At 69.6% G+C, this 15,858-nt stretch carries 14 protein-coding genes and 1 pseudogene; 1 reads left to right on the forward strand and 14 read right to left on the reverse strand.

Features of this window, described 5'->3' with window-relative positions:
- Positions 1-24: 24 nt before the first annotated feature.
- The 7 genes from ACAM52_RS18135 to ACAM52_RS18165 all read right to left on the reverse strand — a co-directional run bounded on the left by ACAM52_RS18135 (position 25) and on the right by ACAM52_RS18165 (position 7,680).
- Positions 25-1,047: an XdhC family protein gene (locus tag ACAM52_RS18135; RefSeq protein ID WP_062468715.1), complete on the reverse strand. Its 1,023-nt coding sequence runs from the start codon at positions 1,045-1,047 to the stop codon at positions 25-27.
- Positions 1,048-1,063: 16 nt separating this feature from the next.
- Positions 1,064-1,717, reverse strand: a complete 654-nt coding sequence (locus ACAM52_RS18140) for a CoxG family protein (protein ID WP_369644191.1) — start codon at positions 1,715-1,717, stop codon at positions 1,064-1,066.
- Between the two features lie 34 nt (positions 1,718-1,751).
- Entirely contained in the window at positions 1,752-2,966 is a 1,215-nt protein-coding gene (locus ACAM52_RS18145) for a VWA domain-containing protein (RefSeq protein WP_095744328.1), read from the reverse strand.
- A 19-nt stretch (positions 2,967-2,985) separates the two neighbouring features.
- Entirely contained in the window at positions 2,986-3,888 is a 903-nt protein-coding gene (locus ACAM52_RS18150; protein ID WP_095744327.1) for a MoxR family ATPase, read from the reverse strand.
- Positions 3,889-3,952: 64 nt separating this feature from the next.
- The gene (locus ACAM52_RS18155) at positions 3,953-4,744 is read right to left on the reverse strand and encodes a xanthine dehydrogenase family protein subunit M (protein WP_159274620.1); all 792 of its coding nucleotides are present in this window, start codon (positions 4,742-4,744) and stop codon (positions 3,953-3,955) included.
- 34 nt (positions 4,745-4,778) lie between these two features.
- Positions 4,779-7,163 carry a xanthine dehydrogenase family protein molybdopterin-binding subunit gene (locus tag ACAM52_RS18160; protein ID WP_159274619.1) on the reverse strand — a complete coding sequence of 795 codons (2,385 nt, stop codon included), beginning with the start codon at positions 7,161-7,163 and terminating at the stop codon, positions 4,779-4,781.
- A 10-nt stretch (positions 7,164-7,173) separates the two neighbouring features.
- The gene (locus ACAM52_RS18165) at positions 7,174-7,680 is read right to left on the reverse strand and encodes a (2Fe-2S)-binding protein (RefSeq protein ID WP_062468730.1); all 507 of its coding nucleotides are present in this window, start codon (positions 7,678-7,680) and stop codon (positions 7,174-7,176) included.
- A 187-nt stretch (positions 7,681-7,867) separates the two neighbouring features.
- On the opposite strand from ACAM52_RS18165, the gene ACAM52_RS18170 reads away from it, so the two are divergent.
- The gene (locus tag ACAM52_RS18170) at positions 7,868-9,016 is read left to right on the forward strand and encodes a helix-turn-helix domain-containing protein (RefSeq protein ID WP_369647752.1); all 1,149 of its coding nucleotides are present in this window, start codon (positions 7,868-7,870) and stop codon (positions 9,014-9,016) included.
- Positions 9,017-9,029: 13 nt separating this feature from the next.
- Here ACAM52_RS18170 and ACAM52_RS18175 read toward each other — a convergent pair.
- From ACAM52_RS18175 to ACAM52_RS18205, 7 genes and pseudogenes are all read right to left on the reverse strand, one after another.
- Positions 9,030-9,402, reverse strand: a pseudogene (locus ACAM52_RS18175) (nuclear transport factor 2 family protein).
- A 91-nt stretch (positions 9,403-9,493) separates the two neighbouring features.
- The gene (locus tag ACAM52_RS18180; RefSeq protein ID WP_369644192.1) at positions 9,494-10,987 is read right to left on the reverse strand and encodes a M81 family metallopeptidase; all 1,494 of its coding nucleotides are present in this window, start codon (positions 10,985-10,987) and stop codon (positions 9,494-9,496) included.
- On the reverse strand, positions 10,984-12,120 hold the full coding sequence (locus ACAM52_RS18185; protein ID WP_369644193.1) for an ABC transporter substrate-binding protein: 1,137 nt from the start codon (positions 12,118-12,120) through the stop codon (positions 10,984-10,986). The genes ACAM52_RS18180 and ACAM52_RS18185 overlap by 4 nt, the downstream gene beginning before the upstream one ends.
- Positions 12,117-13,397, reverse strand: a complete 1,281-nt coding sequence (locus tag ACAM52_RS18190) for a Zn-dependent hydrolase (protein ID WP_369644194.1) — start codon at positions 13,395-13,397, stop codon at positions 12,117-12,119. The genes ACAM52_RS18185 and ACAM52_RS18190 overlap by 4 nt, the downstream gene beginning before the upstream one ends.
- A gap of 27 nt (positions 13,398-13,424) precedes the next feature.
- On the reverse strand, positions 13,425-14,132 hold the full coding sequence (locus tag ACAM52_RS18195; protein ID WP_369644195.1) for an ABC transporter ATP-binding protein: 708 nt from the start codon (positions 14,130-14,132) through the stop codon (positions 13,425-13,427).
- Positions 14,129-14,896, reverse strand: coding sequence for an ABC transporter ATP-binding protein (locus ACAM52_RS18200; RefSeq protein ID WP_139701858.1), 768 nt, complete (start codon positions 14,894-14,896; stop codon positions 14,129-14,131). The genes ACAM52_RS18195 and ACAM52_RS18200 overlap by 4 nt, the downstream gene beginning before the upstream one ends.
- Positions 14,893-15,852, reverse strand: coding sequence for a branched-chain amino acid ABC transporter permease (locus ACAM52_RS18205; protein WP_095747509.1), 960 nt, complete (start codon positions 15,850-15,852; stop codon positions 14,893-14,895). Before ACAM52_RS18205 ends, ACAM52_RS18200 begins: the two co-directional genes overlap by 4 nt.
- Between the last annotated feature and the right edge of the window lie 6 nt (positions 15,853-15,858).

The raw sequence follows: 15,858 nt of genomic DNA on the forward strand, positions 1-15,858 counted from the left end.
TCCCGCGCAGCAGGTCGGTTCAGTTCAGCTGGGTTGCAGCTGCTGGATTTCCTTGGCGCGCGCCACTTCCACTTCGCGCGGCAAGGTCACCGCGTTCTTCACCGCCAGGATCTCCGCCATCACGCTCACCGCGATCTCGGGCGGCGTCTTGCTGCCGATGAAGATGCCGATGGGCCCGCGCAGGCGCGCGAGCGATTCGGCCGTCTGGTCGAAGTGCTCGATCATGCGGTCGCGCCGTGCGTCGGCGTTGCGGCGCGAACCGATGGCGCCCACGTAGAAGGCCTCGCTCTGCAATGCCTCGAGCAGCGCGAGGTCGTCGAGCTTGGGGTCGTGCGTCAGCGCGACCACGCAGCTGCGGCGGTCGGGCTTGAAGGCCAGCACGGCGTCGTCGGGCATCTCGGTGGTGATCGTCACGCCGGACAGCGTCCACGCGGTGCGGTACTCGGCGCGCGGGTCGCACAGGGTCACGGCGAAGCCGCTGAACTTGGCCATCGTCGCCAGGTACTCGGCGAGCTGGCCGGCGCCGATCAGCAGCATGCGGTACTCGGGGCCGAAGGTGTTGGTGAGCTCGGTGTCGTTCACCGTGAGCTCGTCGGGCGCGGTCGCCTCGGCCAGCCGCACCGCGCCGGTGGCCAGCGTCACCGTGCGGCGCATGAGCTTGCCGCGTTCGAGTTCGGCGACCAGCGTGTCGAGCGCGTCGGCGTCGGGCGCGTATTCGAGCAGCAGCTCGAGCGTGCCGCCGCAGGGCAGGCCGAAGCGGTGTGCCTCGTCGGCCGTGATGCCGTACTTGACGAGCGCGGGCGGCGCGCCCAGCGGCACGTCTTCGCCCTTGCCGTGGGCGTGGCTGTAGCGCGCGATGAGGTCGTCCTCGATGCAGCCGCCCGAGACCGAGCCGACCACGGCGCCGTCCTCGGCCAGCGCCATGATCGAGCCCACGGGCCGCGGCGACGAGCCCCAGGTGCGCACCACGGTGGTCAGCAGCGCGCGCTTGCCGGCACGCCGCCAGTCGCGCAGCGTGCGCAGCACCATGACGTCGAGGTTTTCCATGGCAGGACCTTGTGCGTCAGGCGGCGTCGCCCGGGGTGGCGGCGTCCTCGCCGTCCTTCTTGCCGAAGCCCATCTTCTTCATGAGGCCCGACATCACGCCGGCCTTCTCGGCGGGCGCCTCGGCCGCCGCTTCCGCGGGCGGTGCAGGCGGCGGGCCGTAGCGGCTTTGCATCTCGGCCTCGAAGCGCTTGAAGAAATCGTCGGCGGTGGACTTGGCCGCGCCGTCGATCAGGCGCTGGCCGAGCTGGGCGATCTTGCCGCCGACCTGGGCCTGCACGGTGTAGTCGAGTTCGCAGCCGGCAGGAGTTGGAGCCACGGGGGCGGCTTCGGCAGCAGGTGCGCCCTCTGCGGTGGGTGCGCTGTCGGCCACGGCCACCGGCTTGAGCGACACGCTCGACGAGCCCTTCGCAAACCCCGCCACGCCGCCCTGCCCCTCGAAAGTGAGCTTGTAGCCGTCGGGCGCGACGATGTCCGACAGCATCACCTTGCCGCTGAACTTGGCCGACACCGGGCCGATCTTCACGGCCAGCGCCACGCTGTAGGTGTTGTCGCCCGTGAGCTCGAACTTGTCGCAGCCGGGGATGCACTTCTTGAGCGTCTCGGGATCGTTGAGCGCGTCCCAGGCCTGTTGTTGGGTGACGCCGAGGCGGCGGTTTCCGAGCATTTCCATGGTGGGTTTCCTTTGTTCCTTCCTGGGCGCTGGCCTAGCGACTGGCGCGCATCAGCGCGGCCAGGCTGGCGGCCAGCTGTTCGAGTGCATTCAGATTGTGGACCGCCAGCATCGCGTCCGCATGGCGGTGCAGCACGGCGGCCCCACGCGCCAGAGGGGCGTAGCCCTCGAAGCGCAGCAGCGGGTTGAGCCACAACAGCCGGCGCGAATGGCGCTTCAGCCACTGCAGTTCAGTCTCGAGCTGCGCGGGCTCGCCCGTGTCGAGGCCGTCGCTGATTACCAGCACCAGCGTGCGGCGGCCGATGAGCCGGCGCGCGTGCGACTGGCGCAGCTCGGCCAGCGAGCCGCCCAGCCGCGTGCCGCCCGCGAAGTCGTCGATGGCCAGGCTGGCGGCGCCCAGCATGGCGTCGGTGTCGGCCAGCCGGAAAGCCGGCGTGAGGTCGGTCAGCCGCGTGCCGAAGGCGAACACGTCGCGCCGGCCAGCGCGCCGCGTGGCGGCATGCAGAAAGGCCAGCAGCAAGCGGGCGTAGCGCTCCATCGAACCCGACACATCGACCAGCACCAGCAGCGGCAAGGGCTGCTCGCGCCGCGCCAGCCGGGGCAGGCGCAGGATCTCGCCGCCGGTGCGGGCCGCCTCGTGCAGCACGCCGGGCCAGTGCATGCGGGCGTGCGCCCGGCCCGCGTCGCCCGCCGGGCGCAGGCGGCGCGCGGGCAGTTCGGGCACCGGCAAGCGGATGTCGCGCGCCAGCCGCTCGACCAGGCGGTACTCGGCCGCGCCCAGCGCGTTGAAGTCGGCATGCTGCAGCCGCTGGCGGTCGCTGGCCGTCATGGCGGCGTCGAACTTGATCTCCTCGTCGGGCTTGGTCGGTGCCGCGGGCTTCACGGCGTCGCGCGGCGGGCTCAGCGCCTCGCGCACGCGCGGGCGGCGCTTGGAGGGCTCGGCCTTGCCCTCGGCGCTGGGCAGCATCTGGGCGAGCAGCTTGTTGGCCAGCTCGGGGTCGCGGAACCACGCGTCGAAGAGTTCGCGGAACACCAGCCGGTCTTGCTCGCGGCTGACCATCACGGCTTCCATGGCGGCGCCCAGGTCGAGCTTGTCTTCCACGCCGACCAGCGTGGCCGCCTCGGTGGCGAGCGCGATGCGCATGGCGTCGGTGCGCACGCCGGCGCGGCGCAGTGCGCGGCCGAAGGCGGCGATGTTGCCCGCCAGCTTGCCGCTGCGCACGTCGCCGAGTTGCTGGATGCCGGCCATGTAGGTGCCTCGGCCTCGCTCAGCTCGCGAGCGGTTCCTCGGGCCTCAACAGGTCGGAGGCCAGCTCGTGCGTCAGCGCCGCCACGTCGTCGCGCTGCTTGAACAGGATGCCGGCGGTGTCGACGACCACCTCGGGGTCGAGCTCGACGGTGTCGAGCGCAATGAGCGCCCGCGCCCACTCCACGCTTTCGGCGATGCCGGGCGCGCGCTGGAAGGCGTTGACGAACGGCGCCGAGCGCAGCCGCGCGACGAACGCCGCCACCTGCGCCGACAGCGCCTCGCCGGCCTGCGGCACCTGCGCGCGCACGATGGCCAGCTCGCGCTCGCGCTCGGGGTAGTCGAGCCAGTGGTAGAGGCAGCGCCGCTTCACGGCGTCGTTGAGCTCGCGCGTGCGGTTGCTGGTGAGCAAAGTGACCGGCGGCACCACGGCGCGCACGGTGCCCAGCTCGGGAATGCTGACCTGGTACTCGCCCAGGTACTCGAGCAGGAAGGCTTCGAAGGGCTCGTCGGCGCGGTCGACCTCGTCGATCAGCAGCACCGAGCCGGGGGCCGGTGTCTGCAGTGCCTGCAGCAGCGGGCGGCGGATCAGGTAGTGCGGCTGGTAGACCTCGGCCTCCACGTCGCGTGCTGCCCCGGTGGCTTCGGCCGCGCGCATGTGCAGCAGCTGCGCGGCGTAGTTCCATTCGTAGAGCGCCTCGCGCTGCTCCATGCCGTCGTAGCACTGCAGGCGCAGCAGCTCGCGGTTCAGGGCCGTCGACAGTGCCTTGGCCAGCTCGGTCTTGCCGACGCCGGGCTCGCCTTCGAGCAGCAGCGGGCGCTGCAGCTTGAGCGCAAGGAACACCGCGGTGGCCAGGCGGCGGTCGGCAAAGTAGCCGGCCTGCCGCAAGCCGTCGGAAAGGGCGTCGATGGTCGGGAAGATCATGGGCAAGCGTAGCGGAAGACACGAGGGTGTCGCGCCTTCCGGTGGGCGACGGCGCTGGGCTGCTTCAGCCGAGTGCTTTGGTCACGGCGCGCTGGGTCAGCACGCTGATCAGGTTCGCGCGATAGGCGGCCGAGGCATGCAGGTCGCTGTTCAGGTCGCTCGCGTCGATCTTCACGGCGGCAGCTGCCGCGGCGGTGAAGCTCTTGTTGAGCGCATCCTCGAGCCCGGCGTGGCGGAACACGCCGTTGCCCGCGCCGGTGACGGCCACGCGCACGCCGCTGTCGTACTGCGCCAGGAAGATGCCGACCAGCGGGAAGTTCGAGGCCTTCTGGCGCAGCTTCTCGTACACCGCGCGCTTCGGAATCGGGAAGCGGATGGCGACGATCAGTTCGTCTTCTTCAAGTGCCGTGGTGAACAGGCCCTGGAAGAAGTCGTCGGCCGCAATCTCGCGCTTCGAGGTGACGATGGTCGCGCCCGAGGCCAGCACCGCGCTCGGGTAGCACGCCGCGGGGTCGTTGTTGGCCACCGAGCCGCCGACGGTGCCCATCGCGCGCACCTGCCGGTCGCCGATGCGCGACGCGAGGTCGGCCAGCGCGGGGTACGCGGCCTTCACGTCGGCATTGTTCGCCACGTCGAGGTGGCGCGACATGGCACCGAGGGTGATCGCGCCGCCGTCCTTCTTGATGCCGGTGAGTTCCTTGATGCCGCCGAGGTCGACGAGTTGTTCAGGCGCCGACAGCCGCAGCTTCATCGAGGCCAGCAGGGTCTGTCCGCCGGCCAGTGGCTTGCCGCCCGCGGCGATGAGCCGGGCCGCGTCCGCCACGCTGGCGGGCCGTTCGAGTGTGAAGGCATACATGGGGTGATTCCTTCTCTGTTATTTCTTGTGTCGTTCAGGGCTTGGCGGCGGCTTGCATCGCTTCCCAGACGCGGCTGGACGAAGCGGGCATGTCGAAATCCTTGACGCCCAGCGGCGCCAGCGCGTCGAGCACGGCGTTGATGACCGCCGGCGGCGACCCGATGGCGCCCGCCTCGCCGCAGCCCTTGGTGCCCAGCGGGTTGTGGGTGCAGGGGGTGCAGACGGTGTCGAGCTTGAACTGCGGGAAGTCGCCGGCGCGCGGCATGGCGTAGTCCATGAAGCTGCCGGTGAGCAGCTGGCCGGTTTCGTTGTCGTACACGCAGTTCTCGAGCAGCGCCTGGCCGATGCCCTGCACCAGTCCGCCGTGCACCTGGCCCTCGACGATCATCGGGTTGATGATGGTGCCGAAGTCGTCCACCGCGGTGAAGCGGTCGACCTTGACCTCGCCGGTCTCTTTGTCGATCTCGACCTCGCAGATGTAGGTGCCGCCCGGGAAGGTGAAGTTGGTCGGGTCGTAGAAGGCGGTTTCGTTCAGGCCCGGCTCGAGCTTGTCGAGCGGGTAGTTGTGCGGCACGTAGGCCGTGAGCGCCACCTGGCCGAACGGGATCTTCTTGTCGGTGCCCTTGACGGTGAACTCGCCGTTGGCGAACTCGATGTCGGCGTCGCTCGCCTCCATGAGGTGCGCGGCGATCTTCTTGGCCTTGGTCTCGATCTTGTCGAGCGCCTTCATGATGGCCGCGCCGCCCACCGAGATGGAGCGCGAGCCGTAGGTGCCCATGCCGAAGGGCACGCGACCGGTGTCGCCGTGCACCACGTCGACGTTCTCGACCGGAATGCCCAGGCGCGCCGCCACGACCTGCGCGAAGGTGGTTTCATGGCCCTGGCCGTGGCTGTGCGAACCGGTGAACACCGTCACGCTGCCGGTCGGGTGCACGCGGATCTCGCCGCATTCGAACAGGCCCGCGCGCGCGCCGAGCGCGCCCGCAATGTTCGACGGCGCGATGCCGCAGGCCTCGATGTAGCTCGAATAGCCCATGCCGCGCAGCTTGCCCTTGGCCTCGGTCGCCGCCTTGCGCGCGGCGTAGCCGTCGACCTCGGCCAGCACCCGCGCCTTGTCCATGCAGGCATGGAAGTCGCCGGTGTCGTACTGCAGCGCCACGGGCGTCTGGTACGGGAAGCTGGTGATGAAGTTGCGCTTGCGGATCTCGTCCTGGCCCAGGTTCATTTCCCAGGCGCAGCGCGACACCAGGCGCTCCAGCAGGTAGGTGGCCTCGGGCCGCCCGGCCCCGCGGTACGCGTCGACCGGCGAGGTGTTGGTGAACCAGGCATCGACCTCGACGTAGATCTGCGGCGTGGTGTACTGGCCGGCGAGCAGCGTGGCGTACAGGATGGTCGGCACCGCGGTCGAGAAGGTCGACAGGTAGGCGCCGAGATTGGCGTCGGTGTGCACGCGCATGGCCAGGAACTTGCCGTCCTTGTCCATCGCCATCTCGGCGTGGCTCACGTGGTCGCGGCCGTGCGCGTCGGACAGGAAGCACTCCGAGCGCTCCGCCGTCCACTTGATGTTGCGGTTGAGCTGCTTGGCGGCCCAGGTCAGGCACACGTCTTCGGCGTACAGGAAGATCTTGGAGCCGAAGCCGCCGCCCACGTCGGGCGCGATCACGCGCACCTTGTGCTCGGGCAGGCCCAGCACGAAGGCCGTCATCAGGAGACGCTCGACGTGCGGGTTCTGGTTCGACACGTAGAGCGTGTAGTCGTCGGTGCCGCGGCTGTAGCTGCCGATGGCCACGCGCGGCTCGATCGGGTTGGGCACGAGCCGGTTGTTGACCAGGTCGAGCTTGGTGACGTGCGCGGCGGTGGCAAACACCGCATCGACCGCCGCCTTGTCGCCCAGCGCCCACTTGTAGCACTGATTGTCGGGCGCCTCGTCGTGCAGGGTGACGCCGCTGGCCTTCTTCGCGGCGTCGGCCACGCTCACCAGGGCGGGCAGCACGTCGTAGTCGACCACCACGGCCTCGGCCGCGTTCTTGGCCTGCTCGACCGTCTCGGCCACCACCATGGCGACGTGGTCGCCCACGTAGCGCACCTTGTTGATCGCCAGGATCGGGTGCATCGGCTCCTTCATGGGGGTGCCGTCGGGGTTGTTGATGAGCCAGCCGCAGGGCAGCCCGCCCATCTTTCCTTCGATGTCCTTGCCGCTGAAGATGCCGACCACGCCGGGCATCTTCGAGGCCTCGGCGATGTCGATCGACTTGATGACGGCATGCGCGTGCGGCGAGCGCACGAAAACGGCGTGGCTCTGGTTGGCCAGCGTGATGTCGTCGGTGTAATTGCCCGCGCCGGTCAGGAAGCGGTAGTCTTCCTTGCGCCGCAATGCCTCGCCGATGTGCGGCAGGTTGGAGAAGTCGGAAGCGCCCATGTCGCTCTCCTCAGGCCGTGACCGTGGTTTGCTGGGTCGGCACCGGATTGCCCGATGCCATGGCCTCGCCGCCCATCTTCACGGCCTTGACGATGTTCTGGTAGCCCGTGCACCGGCACAGGTTGCCCTCGAGCAGCTCGCGGATCTCCGATTCGCTCGATTTGGGGTGGTGGGTGCACAGGTCGATGGCGCTCATGACCATGCCCGGGGTGCAGAAACCGCACTGCAGGCCGTGGCATTCCTTGAAGGCCGCCTGCATGGGGTGCATGGTGCCGTCGGCGGCGGCCACGCCCTCGATGGTGGTGACATCGGCGCCGGCCGCCTGCGCGACCAGGATGTTGCACGACTTGACCGCGCGGCCGTTCAGGTGGACCGTGCAGGCGCCGCACTGGGCGGTGTCGCAGCCGACGTGGGTTCCGGTGAGGTGGAGGTGCTCGCGGATCGCGTGCACAAGGAAGGTGTTGGGTGGGGCGTCGACCGTGACCGGCCGGCCGTTGACCTTGAAAGCGACCTGCATGTGGCTGTCTCCGTGAAAGGTGATGGCTGGTTCAGCGAGGCATCTTGGATGCCGCCCTTTCGCACTATCCTAGGCAAAAACCCTTGACACTTGCACAGAGCGCGGGAAATTCTCAAAATGAAACAGCTTGCCAACCGGCCGGCCCGCAAAAGCAGCCCTCCCCGCGCGAAGAAGAACTTTCACGATGATGTCCGCTTCCGCCGTCCCCCCTCCTGCTGAGCGCTCGCTGGCCATTGCGCAGGCGCGCCGCGAGCTGATCGACGGCGACGGCCCCCGCCCGCGCGGCAGCGTGCGGGTCGACCCGGGCATCACCCGCTCCTGGCAGCGCTGCCTGGAGGCCGGCCGCCGGCCCCAGCAGCGCGTGAGCTTCGAGCCCGTGAGCCGCACCGCCAGCCGCGAGGTCACGGAATGCAACCGGGCCCTGGTCACGGCGGCGCGTCCGGTGATCGAACGGCTCTCGCGCGCCATTGCCGACACCCGCTATTTCGCCATCCTGACCGACGCCCGCGGCATCGTGGTCGACGTGGGTACCTTGCCCGACGGCACCGACCCGGCCGCCCGCTATGCGCGCGACATCGGGCGCATCGGCGTCGACCTGTCCGAAAACGCCATCGGCACCAGCGCCATCGGCACGGCGCTGGCCGAGCAGGAATCGGTGTGGCTGCACCGGGGTGAACACTTCTTTGACGACACCAGTGTGTACAGCTGCGCCGGCGCCCCGCTCTTCGGCCCCCGGGGCGACTGCATCGGCATGCTCGACCTCACGGGGGTGCAGGTGGTCGAGCGGCCCGAGCTGCGCCACCTGGCGACGCTGTCGGCGCGCAGCATCGAGAACCTGCTGGTGCAGCGCGAGCCCTGCGAGCTGCTGCTGCGCCTGCTCTGGCCCGGCTGCCCGAGCAGCGAGACCACCGAGGGCCTGCTGTGCATCGACGCCGCGGGCCATGTCACCGGGGCCAACGCGGCGGCGCGGCAGATGCTGCACCAGCCGCTGGTCTGCCATGCCGGCGGCCTGCATTTCAACGACCTGTTCGCGCTGCCGCTGCACATGATGTTCGACGCCGCCCGGCGCGGCGACGCGATGCTCGAGGTGCCGCTGTGGTCGGGCCTGCGGGTGCAGGTGCGGGCCCAGCGTGGCGGCAGCGAGCATGGCGGCGTACCCGGCATGCCCGGCGACGCCACCGATGGCCGCCCCCGCCTGCGCGACGTGGAGACCGCCCTGATCCGCAAGGCGGTGACCGACGCGCGCGGCAACGTGGCCGAGGCGGCGCGCACGCTGGGCATCAGCCGCGCCACGGTCTACCGCAAGCTCTGGCGCGGTCGGCCGGCGGGCGACTGACCCGCCTGCTTCATCACGCGCCTGCGGGCACGCGGTCGAGAAAGCCCGTCACCACGCGCAGCTTGCCTGCGTCGACCTGCGCGAAGTCGGTGCCCTGGATCAGGTCGTCGGCACCGCTCGGGCCCAGGGTCCACGAGAAGCGCAGGTTGTCGCCGTGCGCCTCGGCCTTGCCGAGCAGGTGGAAGCGAAAGCCCGGATAGCGCTGGTGCACCGCGCCGACCAGCGCGCTGATCTGCTCGCGGCCGCTGGCCTGCGCCATGGGGTCGACATAGCGGGCGTCGGCGGTCCAGCTGGCTTCGATCAGCGCGGCGCGCAGCGTCGGTCTCGTTCCAGACGGCGATGTAGCCCGTGGCGATGGCGTGGGCGTCGTGGGCGGCGGTGTTCATGGCGACTGTTCCTTTCGAGGGTTCGACCCGCAACAGCGCGGGGTGAAGGAATGGTCGCGGGGCACGCGCCGCGCGTCGATGACGTGGCAGGTTATGCCGGCGCGTCCATCGCCGCGTTCGCATCGAGCGGAAACACCGGCCGGCGCACCTGGCTGAACGGGAACAGGCTGTAGTCGGAACTGGTCACGCCCGGGCTGTCGCACTCCACCAGCGCCGCCGACAGCGGCTCGAACACCGGCCGGCAGTACATGCGCGACTTCAGCAGCAGGAAGCGCTCGGTGCGCGGGTCGAGCCCGGCGCACTCGAACACGCCGATGTCCCAGGGCTCCTGCGTGCGCTCGGTGACGACGATGCGCGCCGCGCCGATGTCGAACAGCACGGTACGCCCCATGCTGCTGCGCTGGCCGGTGTAGGTGGGGCCGGTGATCACGTACTCGCCGTCGCTGATGGTTCGCACCATGCCGGTCAGCCGCACCGGCGTCTTCGCGAGGCCGATGCCTTCCAGCGACACCTTGTTGCCCAGCGCCACCGTCACTTCGGCCCCCTCGCCCGCCGCGACCAGCGCGGCCACCGCCTCGGGGTCGCACAGCGGCCCGACGCCGATGCCGTCCAGGCCCTGCGCCAGCGCCTCCTGCAGCACGTCCATGGTGTCGCAGCTGCCGCCCGACATGCAGTTGTCGCCGTGGTCGAGCAGCAGCACCGGGCGCGTGGCACCGCCGGCGATGAGCTTCGCGCGCGCGACCGACTCGGCCAGCGGCTCGCTGCGGTAGATGAAGGCTTCGCGCTCGGCCCACATCTGCGCCGCGATGCGGTCGGCCGTGGCCTGCGCGCGCGCGGGCGATTGCGCATCGACCGCGATCACGCTCATGCACGGTGCCGTGATGTCCGACAGCGAGAAGCCCGCCAGGATCGATACCGCCAGCGACTCGGATTCCTCCGCCGCGCGCGCCGCCTCGATGGCCCGCTGCATCGCACCGGTGAACGAGGCGCTGCGCAGCGTGTGCGCCATCAACGGCAGCTGGCGCCAGCGCATGTGCGGCTGGCTGCGCCCGGCCAGCAGGTCGAACAGCAGGCGGCCGGCGTGCTCGCCGGTCTCGTACATGTCGACGTGCGGGTAGGTCTTGAAGCCGACGATCACGTCGGCGTTCTCCACCATCGCGGGCGTCACGTTGGCATGCAGGTCCAGCGCCACGCCGATCGGCACGCCGGGCGCGGCGGCGCGCAGGCGCACCAGCAGGTCGCCTTCGCCGTCGGTGCTGTTCTGCGCCACCATCGCGCCGTGCAGGTCGAGCAGGATCGCGTCGCAGCCCGGCGCCGCATCGACGATGCATTGCGTGAGCGTGATGTAGGCCTGCGCATCGACCGGTCCGCTCGGGTTGGCAGAGGCCGACACCGGCGTGACGAGCTGCGCACCGGCCGCTTCGGCCAGGTCGATGAAGGCCGACATCGCGGTGCGCATGCCCTTGTTGTCGGCGTAGGCCTGTTCGCCGAAGGTCGGGCCGTCGGGCCCGAAGGCCGCGAGCGGCGTGGGCACGGGCGAGAAGGTGTTGGTCTCGTGGTTGAGACGTGCGATCAGGACTTTCATTGGGGAAACTTTCCGGCGCTGCCCAGCATGGTGATGTCGCCGAAGCTGGAGCCGTTGCGGTTGTCGGGACGGAACGCGACCGTGAAGCCGTTCAGGTTCATGGGCGGCGAGTTCTCGATGCTGCGGCGCAGCGATTCGGTGGTGATCGGCCCCTTCACGCGCTGCAGCGATTCCGCAAAGGCCTTGGCCGTGATGTAGCCCTCCAGCCCCAGGTAGGAGCCTTCGCCTTCGCTGCCCGCGGCCTTCCTCGCGCGCTGGTATTCGTCGACGATGGGAAAGCGTGTCTTCCAGAACGGCGGCACCACCTGCGACAGCACGATGCCGCGGCTCTTGTCGCCGAGTTCCTTGTACAGAAGGAACGAGCTCGCCACCGAGTTCGTGTAGATCTGCGGATGGATGGGCGCGGCCACCAGCGAACGGATGATGTTGATCGCCGGCGTGCCGGCCGCGATGACGTACACCGCCTGCGCCCCGCTCGCGATGACCTGCTGCGCGATGGCGGGATGGTCCTTTTCCTTCGGATCGAAGCGCAGCGACAGCAGGGCCGGCTGCTTGTTCTTCTCGAGCGCGGCCAGCGCGTCCTTCTCGATGCCCTTGCCGTACGCATCGTCGCTGGAGACGATGGCGATGCGCGTCACGCCGATGGTCGTCAGGTGGTTCATCACGCGCGAGACCTCGTCGGCATACGACTCCCGCACGTGATAGATCGGCACCTTCGGCCCGCGCAGCACCGCCGCGCCGGTCAGCCCGCCGAAGATGAAGCTGTCGTACTTCGCCGCCACCGGCACCATGGCCGCGCCGATGCCCGTGCCCATGGTTCCGAACAGGCAGACGACGCGGTCCGTGCCGAGCAGCTTCTCGGCATTGGCCGCGGCCTTCTCGGGGATGTAGGCGTCGTCGTAGGTGATCATCTTGACGGGCCGGCCACCGACGCCGCCCGCCTTGTTCAGCTGGTCGAGGAACAGCGTCTGGCCTTCCATGAACGCGAGGCTGTTCGGCGTGAACGGGCCGGTGAGCACCGCGGACTGGCCGACCAGGATCGGCTCTCCGGCCGCCAGGGCCGCCGTCGACGCTGCGGCCATGCCCATCGCCATCACGCAGTGAAGGCCGATGCGGCGAAGCACCGCCTTCACGCGGCGACTCCCGCGCTCTGCAGCATCGCCTGCAGCAGCACATTGCAGCCGGCTTCGAGGTGGTCGGGCTGCGCGTCCTCGATCTCGTTGTGGCTGATGCCGTCCAGGCAGGGCACGAAGATCATCGCCGCGGGGCACACGCGCGCCAGGTATACGGCGTCGTGGCCGGCGCCGCTGATCACGTTCATCCATGTCATGCCCTGGTCCTGCGCGGCCTCGCGCACGGCCGACACCAGCGCGGGCGTGAACGGCTGCGGCGGGAAGTACACGACCTGCTCGGCCGTCGCCTCGACCTTGCCCTTCGTGGCGATGCGCTGCACGGCTTCTTTCAGGGCCGCGTCCATGGCCGACAGCACCACGTCGTCGGCCGCGCGCAGGTCGACGCTGAGCTTCACGCGGCCCGGGATCACGTTGCGCGAGTTCGGGTAGTTGTCGATCCAGCCGACCGTACCGCGCCCGTGCGGCGCATGGGCCAGCGCGATGCGGTTCACCTCGACCACGAGTTCGGCGGCGGCCAGCAGCGCATCTTTTCGCAGCTCCATCGGCGTGGGGCCGGCATGGGCTTCCATGCCCTGCACCACCACGTCGTACCAGCGCTGGCCCAGCGCGCCCTCGACCACGCCGATGACGCGCTCGTTGGCTTCGAGCACCGGCCCCTGTTCGATGTGCGCCTCGAAGTAGGCACCGACCGGCGACGCCGCCGCCGAGGCGGGCACGGCGCCCGCGTAGCCGATGGCCGACAGCGCCTCGGCCACGCTCACGCCTTCGGTGTCGCGCTGCGCGAGCGCATGCTCCAGCGTGAAGGCGCCGGCGAACACGCCCGAGCCCATCATCACGGGCACGAAGCGCGAACCTTCCTCGTTGGTCCACACCGCCACTTCGAGCGGTGCTTCTGTTTCGATGCCCGCATCGTTTAGCGCGCGCACCACCTCGAGCCCCGCGAGCACGCCGTAGTTGCCGTCGAACTTGCCGCCCGTGGGCTGCGTGTCGATGTGGCTGCCGGTGGTGATGGGTGGCAGCGCGTTGTTGCGGCCCGCGCGGCGCGCGAAGATGTTGCCGATGGCGTCCACGCGCACCTCGCAGCCGGCCTCGCGCGCCCAGCGCGTGAAGAGGTCGCGGCCCTGGCGGTCCAGGTCGGTGAGCGCGATGCGGCACACGCCGCCCTTCTCGGTGGCGCCGAGCTGCGCGAGCTGCATCAGCGAGTCCCAGAGGCGCTGGCCGTTCACGCGCAGGGCGCGCACGTCCGTGGCGGCGGAAAGTTCGTTCGTTGTGTTCATGATTTTTGCGACGAATGGATGGCGGGTTCAGGCAAGGCCGACACCCAGATAGCGGTCTTTCACGTCGTGGTCGGCCATGAAGGCGGCATTGCCGGCCTCGTGCACGATCACGCCCTGCTCCACGATGTAGTGGCGGTCTGCCAGCTGCACGCAGACCTCGAGGTTCTGCTCGACCAGCAGGATGGCCACGCCCGCGGCCTTGATGGTCTTGAGCTGCGCGACGATCTCCTCCACGATCACCGGCGCCAGGCCTTCCACCGGCTCGTCCAGGATCAGCAGGCGCGGGTGGTTCATGAGCGCGCGGCCGATGGCCAGCATCTGCTGCTCGCCGCCCGACAGCTGCCCGCCGCCGTTGCGCCGGCGCTCCTTCAGGCGCGGAAAGATGCGGTAGATGTCGGCCAGCTGCCAGGACGAATCGCGCCGCAGGCCGAGCAGCAGGTTCTCTTCCACCGTGAGCAGCTTGAAGATGCCGCGGTGCTCGGGCACGAGGCACACGCCGCGCGTGGCGATGCGGTGCGGCGGCTGGCCCGCGATGTCCGCGCCCTGGAAGCGCACGCGCCCCTTCGTGGGCGTGACGGCACCGGCAATGCTCTTGAGCGTGGTCGACTTGCCCGCGCCGTTGCGACCCAGCAGCGTGACCAGTTCGGCCTCGCCCACCGTGAGCGACACGCCCTGCAGCACATGGCTCTTGCCGTAGTGCGCATGCAGGCCTTCGACTTCGAGGATGTTGCTCATGCCTTGCCTCCGGTGATCATGTTGCCCAGGTACGCCGTGCGCACGCGCGCGTCGGACCGGATGTCGCCCGGCAGCCCCTCGGCCAGCACGCGGCCCAGCTGCATGACGGTCACGGTGTCGGAGATGTCCATCACGATGTTCATGTTGTGCTCGATCAGCACCACGGTGTGCGCGTCACGCAGGCCGCGGATGAGATGCTTCATGTCGTCGAGGTCGTCGATGCCCATGCCCGAGGTCGGCTCGTCCAGGAAGATGGCCTTGGGTTTGGCCGCCAGCGCCATGCCCACTTCGAGGCGGCGCTGCTGGCCGTGCGAGAGCACGCTGGCGGGCGTGTCGGCCAGCCGTTCGAGGCCGACGCGCGCGAGCACCTCGGCCACCGTGTCGGCACAGGCGCGCTCGCCGATGGGGGCGCGCCAGCAGTTCATGGCCTGGCGCGGCGCAACGCCCTGCGCCGCCACGCGCAGGTTCTCGCGCACCGACAGGCTGGGGAACAGGCTCGTGACCTGGAACGAGCGCGCCATGCCGCGCTGCACGCGTTGATGGTCTGGCTCGCGCGTCACGTCGTGGCCGTCGAACAGGATGCGCCCGCCCGTGGTGGTGCCGGTGCCCGTGAGCATGTGGAACAGCGTGGTCTTGCCCGCGCCGTTGGGCCCGATCACCGAGTGCACGGTGTTGCGCCGGATCTTCAGGTCGACCCCGCCGAGCGCGGCGAACTTGCCGTAGTGCTTGGTGACGCCGATGGCTTCGATGAGGATGTCGCTCATGCTTTTTCTCCCTGTGCCAGCGGCGCTTCGGCGGCAGCCGCCGTCTTGCGGAACACCCGGCGCCAGGCGCTTTCGCCCAGGCCCCAGAGGCCGCGTTGCATGCCGATGCTCACGCCGATCAGCAGCAGGCCCAGCAGCAGCAGCCAGCGCGGCCACAGCGTGGAGAGCCAGTCGGCCAGCAGCACGTAGAAGGCCGAGCCGAGCACCGAGGCAAACAGGTTGCCGGTGCCGCCGATCACGGTGATGACCAGGATCATCTCGCTCGTGTGGTACTCGGCGTTGGACAGCGGTGCGATGCCGGTCATCATCGCGTGCAGGCCGCCGGCCAGGCCGGTGACGGCGCCCGAGATCACGAAGGCCAGCAGCTTGAAGCGCTTCAGGTCGTAGCCCACGGCGGCGGCGCGGTCCTCGTTGTCGCGGATGGCGAGCAGCGTGCGGCCGAAGACCGAGTCGGTCACCTTGAGCAGCAGCGCGAACGCGGCCAGGAAGATCACCGCCACGAAGGCGTAGTACTTCCACGGCGTGTCCATGAAGGCCGGGCGCGGCACGTCGAGCAGGCCGTTGTCGCCGCCCGTGAGCCCCGAGGCCGTGTAGGCGATGAAATAGAACATCTGCGCAAAGGCCAGCGTGAGCATCACGAAGTAGGTGCCGCGCTGGCGGATGGCGACCCAGCCGACCACCGCCGCACCCAGCGCGCCCATGCCGATGGCCGCCAGCAATGCCAAGGGCATCGGCAGTTGCAGCCGCGTGAGCAGGATCGCGATGGTGTAGCTGCCCAGCCCGAAGAAGATGCCCTGGCCGAACGAGAGCAACCCCGTGTAGCCCAGCAGCAGGTTGCAGCCCAGGGCCGCGAGCGCGTAGATGAGCACTTCGCTCGCAAGCGAGCCCGAGCGCATGAACAGCGGCAACGCGAGCGCGACGATCAGCGCCAGCAGGAAGGTGTATTTCTTTGGCATGGCGCG

Origin of the sequence: Variovorax sp. V118 (assembly GCF_041154445.1) — a bacterium.
GTDB classification, from domain to species: Bacteria; Pseudomonadota; Gammaproteobacteria; order Burkholderiales; family Burkholderiaceae_C; genus Variovorax; species Variovorax boronicumulans.

Excerpts from the sequence above, each read along its gene's own strand:
- ACAM52_RS18170 (WP_369647752.1), top strand. The coding sequence starts at position 7,868 with ATGTCCGCTTCCGCCGTCCCCCCTCCTGCTGAGCGCTCGCTGGCCATT.
- ACAM52_RS18180 (WP_369644192.1), bottom strand. The coding sequence starts at position 10,987 with ATGAAAGTCCTGATCGCACGTCTCAACCACGAGACCAACACCTTCTCG.
- ACAM52_RS18190 (WP_369644194.1), bottom strand. The coding sequence starts at position 13,397 with ATGAACACAACGAACGAACTTTCCGCCGCCACGGACGTGCGCGCCCTG.
- ACAM52_RS18140 (WP_369644191.1), bottom strand. The coding sequence starts at position 1,717 with ATGGAAATGCTCGGAAACCGCCGCCTCGGCGTCACCCAACAACAGGCC.
- ACAM52_RS18205 (WP_095747509.1), bottom strand. The coding sequence starts at position 15,852 with ATGCCAAAGAAATACACCTTCCTGCTGGCGCTGATCGTCGCGCTCGCG.
- ACAM52_RS18155 (WP_159274620.1), bottom strand. The coding sequence starts at position 4,744 with ATGTATGCCTTCACACTCGAACGGCCCGCCAGCGTGGCGGACGCGGCC.
- ACAM52_RS18160 (WP_159274619.1), bottom strand. The coding sequence starts at position 7,163 with ATGGGCGCTTCCGACTTCTCCAACCTGCCGCACATCGGCGAGGCATTG.
- ACAM52_RS18135 (WP_062468715.1), bottom strand. The coding sequence starts at position 1,047 with ATGGAAAACCTCGACGTCATGGTGCTGCGCACGCTGCGCGACTGGCGG.
- ACAM52_RS18195 (WP_369644195.1), bottom strand. The coding sequence starts at position 14,132 with ATGAGCAACATCCTCGAAGTCGAAGGCCTGCATGCGCACTACGGCAAG.
- ACAM52_RS18165 (WP_062468730.1), bottom strand. The coding sequence starts at position 7,680 with ATGCAGGTCGCTTTCAAGGTCAACGGCCGGCCGGTCACGGTCGACGCC.
- ACAM52_RS18145 (WP_095744328.1), bottom strand. The coding sequence starts at position 2,966 with ATGGCCGGCATCCAGCAACTCGGCGACGTGCGCAGCGGCAAGCTGGCG.
- ACAM52_RS18200 (WP_139701858.1), bottom strand. The coding sequence starts at position 14,896 with ATGAGCGACATCCTCATCGAAGCCATCGGCGTCACCAAGCACTACGGC.
- ACAM52_RS18150 (WP_095744327.1), bottom strand. The coding sequence starts at position 3,888 with ATGATCTTCCCGACCATCGACGCCCTTTCCGACGGCTTGCGGCAGGCC.